Annotated in this window: 9 protein-coding genes; 6 read left to right on the top strand and 3 right to left on the bottom strand. The window is 71.7% G+C overall.

The window, feature by feature from the left end:
- Nucleotides 1–191 precede the first annotated feature (191 nt).
- From mtrA to raiA, 5 genes are all read left to right on the top strand, one after another.
- Nucleotides 192–881, top strand: a complete 690-nt coding sequence (gene mtrA, locus ABZS42_RS09735) for an MtrAB system response regulator MtrA (protein ID WP_076471249.1) — start codon at nucleotides 192–194, stop codon at nucleotides 879–881.
- Between the two features lie 13 nt (nucleotides 882–894).
- Nucleotides 895–2,655 carry an MtrAB system histidine kinase MtrB gene (gene mtrB, locus ABZS42_RS09730; RefSeq protein WP_355143525.1) on the top strand — a complete coding sequence of 587 codons (1,761 nt, stop codon included), beginning with the start codon at nucleotides 895–897 and terminating at the stop codon, nucleotides 2,653–2,655.
- 11 nt (nucleotides 2,656–2,666) lie between these two features.
- Nucleotides 2,667–4,460: an LpqB family beta-propeller domain-containing protein gene (locus ABZS42_RS09725; protein ID WP_355143743.1), complete on the top strand. Its 1,794-nt coding sequence runs from the start codon at nucleotides 2,667–2,669 to the stop codon at nucleotides 4,458–4,460.
- Nucleotides 4,461–4,463: 3 nt separating this feature from the next.
- Complete coding sequence (locus ABZS42_RS09720; RefSeq protein ID WP_355143524.1) at nucleotides 4,464–5,177, top strand: ComF family protein; 714 nt, start codon at nucleotides 4,464–4,466, stop codon at nucleotides 5,175–5,177.
- A gap of 248 nt (nucleotides 5,178–5,425) precedes the next feature.
- Entirely contained in the window at nucleotides 5,426–6,067 is a 642-nt protein-coding gene (raiA, locus tag ABZS42_RS09715) for a ribosome-associated translation inhibitor RaiA (RefSeq protein WP_355143523.1), read from the top strand.
- Between the two features lie 47 nt (nucleotides 6,068–6,114).
- Here raiA and ABZS42_RS09710 read toward each other — a convergent pair whose 3' ends face one another.
- Nucleotides 6,115–7,221 (bottom strand): GNAT family N-acetyltransferase, encoded by a 1,107-nt coding sequence (locus ABZS42_RS09710; RefSeq protein WP_355143522.1) that lies wholly within the window; start codon nucleotides 7,219–7,221, stop codon nucleotides 6,115–6,117.
- The gene (locus ABZS42_RS09705; RefSeq protein ID WP_355143521.1) at nucleotides 7,218–8,372 is read right to left on the bottom strand and encodes a GNAT family N-acetyltransferase; all 1,155 of its coding nucleotides are present in this window, start codon (nucleotides 8,370–8,372) and stop codon (nucleotides 7,218–7,220) included. Before ABZS42_RS09705 ends, ABZS42_RS09710 begins: the two co-directional genes overlap by 4 nt.
- A gap of 169 nt (nucleotides 8,373–8,541) precedes the next feature.
- On the opposite strand from ABZS42_RS09705, the gene secA reads away from it, so the two are divergent.
- Nucleotides 8,542–11,463, top strand: a complete 2,922-nt coding sequence (gene secA, locus ABZS42_RS09700; protein ID WP_355143520.1) for a preprotein translocase subunit SecA — start codon at nucleotides 8,542–8,544, stop codon at nucleotides 11,461–11,463.
- Between the two features lie 828 nt (nucleotides 11,464–12,291).
- Here the strand turns inward: secA and ABZS42_RS09695 are convergent.
- The coding region (locus ABZS42_RS09695) for a hypothetical protein (protein WP_355143519.1) at nucleotides 12,292–12,537 on the bottom strand (246 nt) is incomplete at its 5' end.

Here is a 12,537-nt window from a genome sequence, read left to right as displayed (position 1 = left end):
GAACGGTGGTGGCGCGCGGCGGCGCACGCGGGGATCATGGTGTCACGCCCGGCCCGATCCGGTGGACCCGCAGGTCGGCGTCGGCGCGCGGTCACCCAGTGCCGGGGACGCTGTGGCAAGCTTGCCGCGGCGGTACCGTGCCGGGTGGCGCCGGTCCCACCGACATTGAATGGGGATGGAAGATTAATCCCATGAGAGCCCGGGTTCTGGTGGTCGACGACGACCCCGCGCTTGCCGAGATGCTTGGCATCGTGCTGCGCAGCGAGGGTTTCCTGCCCTCCTTCGTCGCGGACGGGGAGCGGGCACTGGCCGCGTTCCGCGACAGCCGGCCCGACATCGTCCTGCTCGACCTCATGCTGCCCGGAATGAGCGGCATCGACGTGGCGCGTGCGATCCGGACGGAGTCCGGCGTGCCGATCGTCATGCTGACCGCCAAGAGCGACACGGTCGACGTGGTGCTCGGGCTGGAGTCGGGCGCTGACGACTACGTGGTCAAGCCGTTCAAGCCCAAGGAGTTGGTGGCCCGGATGCGGGCCCGGCTGCGCCGGGGCGAGGACGTCGCGCCGGAGCTGCTGACCATCGGCCCGCCCGGCAACCAGATCAGCATCGACGTGCCGGCCCACACGGTCAGCCGCAACGGCGAGGAGGTGAAGCTGACGCCGCTGGAGTTCGACCTGCTGGTCGCCCTCGCCCGCAAGCCGCGGCAGGTCTTCACCCGCGAGGTGCTGCTGGAACAGGTCTGGGGCTACCGGCACGCCGCCGACACGCGGCTGGTGAACGTGCACGTGCAGCGCCTGCGCGCCAAGATCGAGCCAGATCCGGAGCGACCGGAAATCATCCTCACCGTGCGTGGTGTGGGCTACAAGGCGGGCACCGGATAGCCTGGGGCGCACTGTGGCCTCCCCCGTGCTCCCGCCCCCGGAGACAGCGACGACCCGCCGACGCGGCGCCGGTCGTGAGCTGTGGCGTGCGCTCGCCGGGCGGACCGCACGGCTGGTGGCCGGGGTGCACCGGACGTGGCGCCGGTCCCTCCAGTTCCGGGTGGTCACCATCACGCTGGTGGCGTCCAGCCTGCTGGTGGGCGGTTTCGCGTACCTGATCGCCGACAAGATCACCGGGATCCTGCTGGAGAACGCCAAGACCGACGTACGGCTGCGGCTGGAGGGCGGCGCGGACTACACGGCCAAACAGGTCCTCCTCTACCGCCAGCCGCAGGAGGCCCAGCTCCAGCAGACCATCGAGGGCACGGTCAACTACCTGGCCGGCGGCGACCCCCAGCAGACCAGCGGCGTGGTCGTGGCGATCACCGCGGAGGATCATCCCGGGGTCATCCAGACCCGGGCGGCCCCGGCGATCGACGTCGGCCCCCTGATCAGCCCGGAGTTGCGGACCGCGGTCGCCGACGGCAACGTGGCCAGCCAGATCGGCACGGGCCGGCTCACCGGCGCCCAGGACACCAAGTACCTGGCGTACGGCTCGCCGGTGCCGACCAAGTTCGGCCAGATCGAGCTCTACTACCTCGTGCCGCTGACCCGGCAGGACGCCACGGCGGCCGAGGCCCGGGCCACCGTGGTCGGGACCGGTGCAGCGCTGGTGGTGCTGCTCGGGCTGCTCGCGGCCCTGGTCACCCGGCTGGTGGTGAACCCGGTACGGGTGGCGGCCCGCACCGCCCAGCGGCTCTCCGCGGGGCTGCTCGACCAGCGGATGGTGGTCAACGGCGAGGACGACCTGGCGCTGCTCGCCGCGTCGTTCAACCAGATGGCCACCAACCTGCAACGGCAGATCCTGCGGCTGGAGGAGATGTCCCGCCTGCAGCGCCGGTTCACCTCCGACGTCTCGCACGAGCTGCGTACGCCGCTCACCACGGTCCGGATGGCCGCTGACCTGATCTTCGCCGAGCGCGACGAGTTCGACCCGGCGGTGGCCCGCAGCGCCGAGCTGCTCCAGGCCGAGCTGGATCGGTTCGAGGAGCTCCTCACCGACCTGCTGGAGATCAGCCGGTTCGACGCCGGCTTCGCCATGCTCGACGCCGAGCCGACCGATCTGGTGCCGATCGTGCACCGGGTGGTGGAGCGGCTGACCGGCCTGGCCGAGCGGGTCGGCGTACCGATCGAGTTGGACCTGCCGGAGGACGAGGTGATCGCCGAGGTGGATCCGCGCCGGGTCGAGCGGGTGCTGCGCAACCTGGTCGGAAACGCGGTCGAGCACGGCGAGGGCCAGCCGGTGCTGATCCGTCTGGGCATGGACGAGACCGCGGTGGCCGTCACCGTGCGTGACCACGGGGTGGGGCTGAAGCCGGGCGAGGAGAAGCTGGTCTTCAACCGGTTCTGGCGCGCGGATCCGTCGCGGGCGCGGCAGACCGGCGGCACCGGACTCGGCCTGTCGATCAGCGTGGAGGACGCGCGGCTGCACGGCGGCTGGCTGGAGGCGTGGGGCGCGCCGGGCCAGGGCGCCCAGTTCCGGCTCACGCTGCCGGCGCGGGCCGGGGACCGGCTGACCACCTCGCCGCTGCGCCTGGTGCCCGAGGATGCCCGGCTGCCCTTCGGTGGCCCGGGCGACGCCGCTCCGCTGGCGATCGGCCCGGGCGCCGGCGGCGCGCTGACGATCGGACCGGCGGACGACACGGAGGCTACGCGGGCGGAGGTGCGTACGTGAGAGGACGTCTCATGGTCGGGGCGCTCTGCGGGGCCCTGGCGCTCGTCGGGTTCACCGGATGCGGCATCCCGGAGCGCACCGAGGTGCAGATCGACCGGCGGAAGGAGCCGGCGGCGGAGTCGGGCGCGGTCAACGCCGGGAGCGAACCGCCGACCCGGACGACGACGATCATACCGGAGGAGTTCGTCAAGAACTTCCTCGTAGCCGCGGCGGGTGAGCCCGACCGCGCCTACTACCGGGTCAAGCAGTTCATCGATCCGCAGTACCGCAGCCGGCTCCAGGAGAAGCGGGGCAGCGAGGTCGAGCTCACCGTCGTGCGGCTCACCGATACGCCGAGAGTCACGTTCGGTGTCGACGACCGCTTCAAGGTGAGCATCGGGGTGCAGCAGGTCGGCGTCCTGCGGACCGACGGGACGCTCGCCCCGCCCGTGTCCAGCGAGACGCACTACGAGTTCGGGCTACGTAATGCGTCTCCCTCCGGCGCGACCGACGACGGCGCCGGGCTCTACGTGATCGAGCCGCCGAACGTGCTGCTGGTCAGCGAGACCGTCCTGCAGGACTACTACGACAGCCGGACGATCTACTTCTGGAGCTCGGACCGCACCCAGCTGGTGCCCGACCTGCGCTACCTCCCGGACACGGTGCCCACGGAGCGGCGCCTCAACGAGGTGGTCAAGTGGCTGGTCGACGGTCCGTCGGACTGGCTGCGCACGGCCGTGGTGGGCCTCCCCGACCGCACCGAACTGATCAACAACGCCACCGGTGGCCACGGCCGCTGGGAGGTCAACCTGGACATGCCCGGTGACGACCGGACACAGATCGATCAGCTCATCACCCAGCTCGCCTGGTCGTTGCACGACTTCGACGGCGAGCTGGAGCTCAAGATCCGCAACAACCCGGTGAAGGTCGAGAACCTGGCCGCGCGGCGTTCGCTGCGGGAGTTGTACCCGCTGCGGGAGGGGCCGCAGGGGTACTGCGTGTACGAGGGGGCGATCCATTCGCTCAGCGTTGTCGGTGAGCCCATCGAGGTGCCGCTGGACGAGGCGGCGAACCGGAACGTGGTGTCCGCCGGGCTGGCCCGCTCCGGCGAGCAGATCCTCGCCGCGCTCGTGGTGACCGCGTCCGGGGAGAAGCAGCGGCTGACCGTCGGCACCGGGCGCGCGCCGGTGACGACCTTCGGCAAGGCCGCGAACTCCTACAAGGTGATCGGCCGGCCGGTATGGCTGCGCTCGAGCGACCCCAGCCATCCGCAGGGGCTGGTGGTGGCAGACGGCAAGCTCTACTGGTTCGACGGAAACGCTGCGATGACCCAGATCGCGCTCAACCTGCCCCCGGGCGTGGTGACCGCGGTCGCCGTGTCGCTGGACGGTCAGCGGGTCGCGCTGATCGCCGACGGCACGCTCTACGTCGCGGCGGTCAAGCTGCTCGACGGGGGCGGAGTGACCCTCGGGCCGTCCCGCCGGGTGATCACCTCGCTGACCGGCATCTCGGCTGTCGACTGGGTCGACGAGAACGAGCTGATCGTGGCCGGGGCGGCCGCGCGCCCGGCGATCCACGAGGTCAGCGTCGACGGCTCACTGCAGACCGAGCTCGCGGCCGACACCCGGGCCAAGGTGACCACCCTGTCGGCGTACCCCGCCAACCCCACGGTCCAGATGCCCTTGACCTACATGTACGAGGCGAGCGGGTCCGCGTACCGGACCAAACCTGCCGAGCGGATCCTTCCGAGCCACTTGCACGGCGTCTCGCCGCCGCCGGCCGGCGTACGCCCAGGCAATCCGTCCGCTCCCTTCTTCCTGTTCTGAGCCGTGCGCGGCCTCGGCGGGCTCTGGGCGGACCTCAGCGACCTCGTCCTGCCCGCCGACTGCGCCGGCTGCCGGGAACGCCGCCCAGGGCTGCGCCACGGGGTCTGCCCGGAGTGCGTGTCGACACTCGGGGCGCTGCGCCCCCGGTCGGTGCGGCCGACTCCCGCCCCAGCCGGTCTGCCGCCCTGCTTCGCCCTCGGCCCGTACGCCGGCCCGCTGCGGGAGGCGCTGCTCGCGTACAAGGAGCACGGCCGGCACGGCCTGGCGCGGCCGCTCGGCGCACTGCTCGCCGAGGTGGTCGCGGCGGCCGTGGGACCGGTGCGCCCGGTGACGCTGGTGCCGGTTCCGGACACCGCGGCGGCGGCCCGCGCCCGATACGGCGACCACCTGGACCGTCTCGCCCGGCACTGCGCGGACCGGCTGCGCCGGGCCGGCTGGTCGGTGCGGGTGATCCGCCCGCTGCGTGCGCTGCCCCGACCCGACTCGGTGACGCTGGACAGCGCCGGTCGGGCGGCCGCTGCCGAAGCCGCGTTCCGGTCCCGTCCGGGCGGGCGGGGCGGCGGGGGCGGCCGGGTGGACGCGACAGTGGTGGTGCTCGACGACATCGTGACCACGGGGGTCACCCTCGCCGCGGTGAGCCGGAGACTGACCGCGATCGGGTCGCCACCCGCCGTCGCCGCGGTGCTCGCCGCCACCGAAAAACGACAGCGGCGATAACTCTTCGTGTTCCGGTTTCACCCGATGGTGTAGGACCTGCGAGAAATCATGGTGCTCTTCGCAACCAGGGGTGACTGCCCAGAGAACAGGAGTTAGCGTCAACGTGTCGGGGGTAGGAGGTCTTCCCAACCGCCCCCGGCGGTGGAAGGAGGCGTAGCCGTACCGACCGGTCGACGCCGAGCGGGGCCTCATCCCTAGGGGCGAGCGACCGGACGCTTATCGAAATTCGTCCGAGCCAGGGAGGTCACGTGGACATCGTGGTCAAGGGCCGAAACGTCGAAGTTCCGGACCATTACCGAGTGCACGTAGCCGAGAAACTCGCCAAGATCGAACGCTACGATCACAAACTCATTCGAGTCGACGTGGAACTGTTCCACGAGCGCAATCCGCGCCAGTCCGACCATTGCCAGCGGGTGGAGATCACCTGCATCTCCCGTGGCCCGGTGATCCGCGCCGAGGCCTGCACCAACGACTTCTACTCGGCGCTGGACGCGGCCATCGCCAAGCTCGAGACCCGGCTGCGCCGGGCGGCCGACCGGCGTCGCGTGCACCGGGGCCGGCACGCACCCCTCTCCGTCGCAGCGGCCACCGCCGACCTGCCGGTCACCGACCTGGGGGCGGACCCGCTCGGCGCGTTGAGCGACAACGGCCGGGCCGCCACCGCGGTCGCGGAACGAATCGAGACCGAGGAGGAGCACGACGACCAGCCCTGGCACATCGCGCGGGAGAAGGTGCACCCGGCCGAGCCGATGACCGTCGACGACGCCCTGTTCCAGATGGAACTGGTCGGCCATGACTTCTACCTGTTCCTCGACAAGGAGTCCGGTCGGCCCAGCGTCGTCTACCGCCGCCGGGCGTACGACTACGGCATCATCTCGCTGGCCGTCTGAGCCGTACACCGATCAGGGGGCCGTGGACGCCACGGCCCCCTGATCCGTCAGCGGATCCCATTGGGCAGCAGGCCGAAGACCAGATCGTCGATCCGGGTACCGGCCAGGCCGGGAAGCCGTCCCCGGAGGAGGCCCTCCCGGCGGAAGCCGACGTTCTCCAGGACACGATGCGACGCGATGTTGTCGGGCATCGTGCCGGCGGTGAGCCGGGCGAGGCCGGCCGGTCCGAAGGCCCAGCCGGCGAGCAGACGCAGCGCACGGGTGGCGTACCCACGACCACGCCACCGCGGCAGCAACGCGTAGCCGACCTCGCCCTCACCGGCGTCCGGGTCGCTCACGGAGAGCCCGCAGCTGCCGGCCGGGGCACCCGTCGCCGAGTCCAGGATCAGCATCCTCGCCAGCTCGCCGGTGAGCCACTGGCTCGCCGCCAGCCGGCAGCGCCGCTCGATCGTGGCGAGGTCCGGCGGTACCGGCGGAGCCTGGTTCGCCACCACCTCCGCCCGCGTGTGCAGCCGGTACATCACGTCGACGTCGTCCGGGCCGAGCGGGCGCAGGGTCACCACGCCGTCGGTCAGCGTGCCGTCCGGCAGATCGGGCAGTTGTCGCGGGGTCGGCCCGGGTGGGTCGTCGGCGAGGCGTACCCAGACAACCAGGTCGTGCCGATCGTTCCGCCCCTGGCCGGCCGACCGGCGTACGCCCTCGTGCCAGAACCCGGCGGCCAGCGCCACCCGCTGGCTGGCCGTGTTCTCCTCCTGGGTGAGCAGTTCGAGCCGGACGGTGCCGGCGGCGAAGGCCGCCTCGGCCAGCGCGCGGGTGGCGGCCGTGGCGACGCCCCGGCCGCGCGCCCACGGCGCGACCCAGTAGCCGATCTCCGCCTGCCGGCGCTCCGCCACCGGGTGGCTGAGACCGGCCGTGCCGAGCAGCCGGTCGGTGGTGGGGTCGGCGATCGCGTACGTCGCACCGCCGGTCGCCCAGGCCGTCGGCGCGCCCTCGGTGATCCACCACCGCGCGTTCTCCTCGGTGTACGGGTTCGGCAGGCCGGGCAGGAACCGCTGGATGAGCGGGTCGGCGCAGGCGGCGGCCGTGTCCGCCACGTCGGTGAGCCGGGACGGCCGCAGGCGCACCCCGTACGCCTCGATCACCTCCGGCGTCATGCGAGGTCACCCGGGAGCAGGGCGCCCGTCCAGACGTCCACCCGCTCGCCGCGGTGGGTGAGCCCACCGCGGGCGGTGCCCTCGACGGTGAAGCCGGCCTTCTCGGCGGCGCGGCGGGAGGCGGTGTTGCCGACGTTGGCCCGCCACTCGATCCGGGCCAGCCCGAGCGTGGTGAAGCCCCAGGTGCAGAGCGCGGTGAGCGCGGCCGGCACGAACCCCCGGCCCCGGACGGCCGGCGCGGCCAGGTAGCCGACGTCGGCGAGCAGCGGGTCGGTGGGGGAGATCCGCAGGTCGACCGTGCCGGCGAAGCTGTCGTCCGGGCCGGCGATGGCGTAGCACGCGCTGGTGCCGCTGGCCCAGGTGTCGCGGGCGAAGGCGAGGTACGACTCGGCGTCCGACCGCTCGTACGGGTCCGGCACGGTGGTCCAGCGGATGGTCTCCCGGTCGCGGCAGGTCTGCACGACCGCGTCGAGGTCACGCTCCTCCTGCGGACGCAGCCGTAGCTCCGTGGCGCCGGCGATGGTGAAGAGAACAGGCTGCGGCCGGCCGAAGACGGCGGCCCGGCGGGCCTCCAGGGTGCCGGGACCGGCGGGGCCAGGCGCGCTCGGCGCGGGCACCTCCCCGGGCAGCAGCGAGCCGATCCAACTTTCCGCCCGGCCGCCGGCGGTCGGGTCGGCGAGCCGGAGCCGCCCGTCGATCCGGAATCCGGCCCGGAGCGCGACCAGCCGCGACGCATGGTTGCCGACCTCGGCCCGCCAGGTCAGCCGGCGAAGTTTCAGCGTGTCGAACGCCCATCGGGCGACGGCCCGGGCGGCCCGGGTGGTCACGCCCAGGCCGCGTGCCCAGGGCGCCGCCCAGTAACCGATCTCGCCGGTGCCGGCGCGGGTGTCGAGCGCGACGAGCCCGCAGGAGCCGAGCAGTTCCCCGGTGGCGGCGTCGCAGACCGCGAACGGAGCGCCGGAGCCCTCCCGCCAGGCGTCGGCGGTGAAGTCGGTGACGAACCCGTGGGCGTGTTCGGTCAGGTATGGGCTGGGCACGGTGGTCCAGCGCTGAATGTCCGGGTCCTGGCAGGCACGGAACACGTCTTCCGCGTCGTCCGCCCGCCACGGGCGCAAGAGCAGGCCGTCTTCTCTGATCTCCGTGGGCTCCACCCGAGCATGGTGCCGGATCGTTCGCCCACGGCGTAACCGGATATCCACGGCATCCGGCGCTGGGCGCGAGGTATGTCGGTTTCCGATGAACCGAGCCACCGCCACCAGTGACCATCGGCCCGATGTAGCGCCTACGATGGTTCGAGACTGTCTAGGGGAGCGTTGATCCGTGTCGATTCTGGAAAAGGTCCTTAACGCGGGCGAAGGCCGCATGGTGCGCCGCCTCAAGGCCATCGCCGCCGCCGTCAACTCGATCGAGGACGACTACGTCAACCTCACCGACGACGAACTGCGCGGCATGACCCTGCAGTTCCGTGAGCGGCTCGCCGACGGCGAGACCCTCGACGACCTGCTGCCGGAGGCGTTCGCCGTGGCGCGGGAGGCGGCGGCGCGGGTGCTCGGCCAGCGGCCGTACGACGTCCAGGTGATGGGCGGTGCGGCGCTGCACTTCGGCAACATCGCCGAGATGAAGACCGGTGAGGGCAAGACCCTCACCTCGGTCATGGCGGTCTACCTCAACGCGCTCTCCGGCAAGGGCGTGCACGTGGTCACGGTCAACGACTACCTGGCCCAGCGCGACGCCGCCTGGATGGGCCGGGTGCACGACTTCCTCGGGCTCACCGTCGGCGTGGTGCTGCCCAACCAGCCGGCCTCCGAGCACCGGGCCGCCTACGAGTGCGACATCACCTACGGCACCAACAACGAGTTCGGCTTCGACTACCTGCGCGACAACATGGCCTGGTCGAGGGATGAGCTGGTCCAGCGCGGCCACAACTTCGCGGTGGTCGACGAGGTGGACTCCATCCTGATCGACGAGGCCCGGACGCCGCTGATCATCTCCGGTCCCGCCGAGCACTCCGCCCGCTGGTACAGCGAATTCGCCGGAGTCGTCGCCCGGCTCCAGCCCGGCACGGACGGCGAGGGCGACTACGAGGTCGACTACGCCAAGCGGACCGTCGCCGTCACCGAGCGGGGTGTGGCCAAGGTCGAGGACCGGCTGGGCATCGACAACCTCTACGAGTCGGTGAACACCCCGCTGGTGGGCTACCTGAACAACGCAATCAAGGCCAAGGAGCTCTACAAGCGCGACAAGGACTACATCGTCAACGAGGGCGAGGTCCTGATCGTCGACGAGTTCACCGGTCGCATCCTGCACGGCCGCCGCTACAACGAGGGCATGCACCAGGCCATCGAGGCCAAGGAGGGGGTGGAGATCAAGCAGGAGAACCAGACCCTGGCCACCATCACCCTCCAGAACTACTTCCGCCTCTACGAGAAGCTGTCCGGGATGACCGGTACCGCCCAGACGGAGGCGAGCGAGTTCAACAAGGTCTACAAGGTCGGCGTGGTCACCATCCCGACCCACCGTCCTATGGTCCGGCAGGACCGGCCCGACGTCATCTACAAGACCGAGAAGGCCAAGTTCAACGCCGTGGTGGAGGACATCGCCGAGCGGCACGAGCAGGGGCAGCCGGTGCTGGTCGGCACCGTCTCGGTGGAGAACTCCGAGATCATCTCCCAGCTGCTGCGTCGCCGCGGCATCCCGCACGCCGTGTTGAACGCCAAGTACCACGCGCGGGAGGCGGAGATCGTCGCCCAGGCCGGGCGCAAGGGCGCGGTCACGGTGGCCACCAACATGGCCGGCCGGGGTACCGACATCCTGCTCGGTGGTAACGCCGAGTTCCTCGCCGCCAACGAGCTGCGCCAGCGCGGCCTCGACCCGGTGGAGAACGAGGAGGAGTACGCCAAGGCGATGGAGGAGGTCCTGCCCACCTGGAAGCAGGCCTGCGACACCGAGGCGGAGGAGGTCGCCGCGGCCGGTGGCCTGTACGTCCTGGGCACCGAGCGGCACGAGTCCCGCCGGATCGACAACCAGCTGCGTGGTCGTGCCGGCCGGCAGGGCGACCCGGGCGAGTCCCGCTTCTACCTCTCCCTCCAGGACGAGCTGATGCGGCGATTCCGGGCGGGCGCGGTCGAGGCGGTGATGGAGCGCTTCAACATCCCGGAGGACGTGCCCATCGAGTCGAAGATGGTCACCCGCCAGATCAAGACCGCGCAGGCCCAGATCGAGGGCCAGAACGCCGAGATTCGTAAGAACGTCCTGAAGTACGACGAGGTGCTCAACAAGCAGCGCCAGGTGATCTATGCCGAGCGCCTGCGGGTGCTCAACGGTGAGGACCTCTCGGAGCAGGTCCGCAACATGATCGACGACGTCGTCGAGGCGTACGTGCGGGGTGCCACCTCGGATGGGTACGGCGAGGACTGGGACCTCGACCAGCTCTGGGCCAGCCTCAAGCAGCTCTACCCGGTCGGTATGACCGTCGAGGAGCTGGAGGAGGAGGCCGGCGGTTCCCGCGCCGGCATGGACGCCGACTTCCTGGTCGGCCGCCTCAAGGACGACGCGAACGCCGCGTACGACCGGCGCGAGGAGCAGCTCGGCGAGGAGGCCGTACGGCAGCTCGAGCGGATGGTCCTGCTCCAGGTGATCGACCGGAAGTGGCGCGAGCACCTCTACGAGATGGACTACCTCCAGGAGGGCATCAGCCTCCGTGCGTACGCCCAGCGCGACCCGGTCGTCGAGTACCAGCGCGAGGGCTTCGACATGTTCGCCACCATGATGGACGGCATCAAGGAGGAGACGGTCGGCTTCCTCTACAACCTGGAGGTCCAGGTCGCCGAGCCGGAGCCGGAGGCGGAAGAGGTCCAGCTGCTGGAGAAGCCGGTCGAGCTGCGGGCGAAGGGACTAAACAGGACGCCGCAGCAGCAGGGCTTCCAGTACTCCTCGCCCACCGTCGACGGTGAGGCGGGTGCTGGCGGAGTCGTCGTCGAGCAGGCCGACCAGCAGGCGCCGGCTCTCGGCGTCGGCCAGCGGGCCACGGCCGCCCCGGCCGCACCGGGCACGACCGCTCCCACCGCACCGCAGCGCCCGGCCAGCGGGATGAGCGGACCGGCCGTCGCCGCCGGCTCCGCCCGCCGCCCGGCACCCGGGCAGGTCGATGCCGGCAACGGACCGTCCCGCAACGCGCCCTGCCCGTGCGGTTCCGGCCGCAAGTACAAGCGGTGCCACGGCGCACCCGGCGGCGGCGCCTGACAGGTCGTCGCTTCACCTTCCGAGACGCCTCGGGGCCACTGACGCCCCGGGGCGTCTCGGCGTTTCCGGCCTTCGTCCCCTTGCCCCCCGGGGCGGCCCCCTTGGCGCCCCCTGGCGGCCCCCTTGCGCCGCCCGGCGGGGCCCCTGGCGGCCTTGCGCTCCGGCCGGCCCAGTTGCGGCCTGTGCGGGGCGCTGATCCACTCGCCTTCAATGAAGTCGGGGTGTCCGAATACGCCGGACGCCCCGACTTCAAGGAACCCGAGTGGATCATCGTCCGAAGCGCCTTGCCCGAGGTCAGGTGCCCAAGCGCCAGGCGGCCAGGGGGTGCCGTGCCTGGCCTTGCCCCGGCGATGCTCAGCCCCCGCTCTGCCGCAGCCCCGGTAGCGGTAGCGGTCCCGGTCCCGGCCCTTTCCGGTCCCGGTCCCGGCCCTTTCCGGTCCCGGTCCCGGCCCTTTCCGGCCCCGGGTCTCGGCCTCGGCCCTTTCCGGCCCCGGTCCCGGCCGCCGGCTTCGGCCTCGCGTCGGCCTCGACCCAGCCTCGGCCTCGACCCAGCCTCGGCCTCGACCCAGCCTCGGCCTCGACCCAGCCTCGGGCGGGTCCCTGCCCGGCTACCGGTCCGTCCGGTCTGCCCGCCGTAGCCGCGCGGTCCGTTCGGCCAGCCCACCGTGGCCGCCCGATTTGTTTAGTGTGACCTGGTTCGGTGGGCGCACGGGCGTGTGCGGGACGATGATCCACTCGCCTTCACTGAAATCGGGGTGTCCGAATACGCCGGACACCCCGACTTCAAGGAACCCGAGTGGATCATCGTCCGAAACGCTTTGCCCGAGGTCAGGTGCCGAGCTTGATCCCGCCGAGCCTCTCGGCCATCGCGCGCGTCGCACCGTCCAGGTCGGTGCCGATGGCCGTGCCCAAGCGCCAGGCGGCCAGGGGTGCCGAGTCCGGCCTTGCCCCGCCTCGGTCGGTCCGGCGCCGGCCTTGCCCCGCCTCGCGCCGGCCCCGGGCCTCGCGCCGGTCCCGGGCCTCGCGCCGGTCCCGGGCCTCGCGCCGGTCCCGGGCCTCGCGCCGGTCCCGGGC

It is taken from the genome of Micromonospora sp. NPDC005367 (genome assembly GCF_040606825.1).
Classification (GTDB): domain Bacteria; phylum Actinomycetota; class Actinomycetes; order Mycobacteriales; family Micromonosporaceae; genus Micromonospora.
Note: the sequence above shows the minus strand (reverse complement) of the source record. Positions and strands in the feature narration are given on the sequence as shown.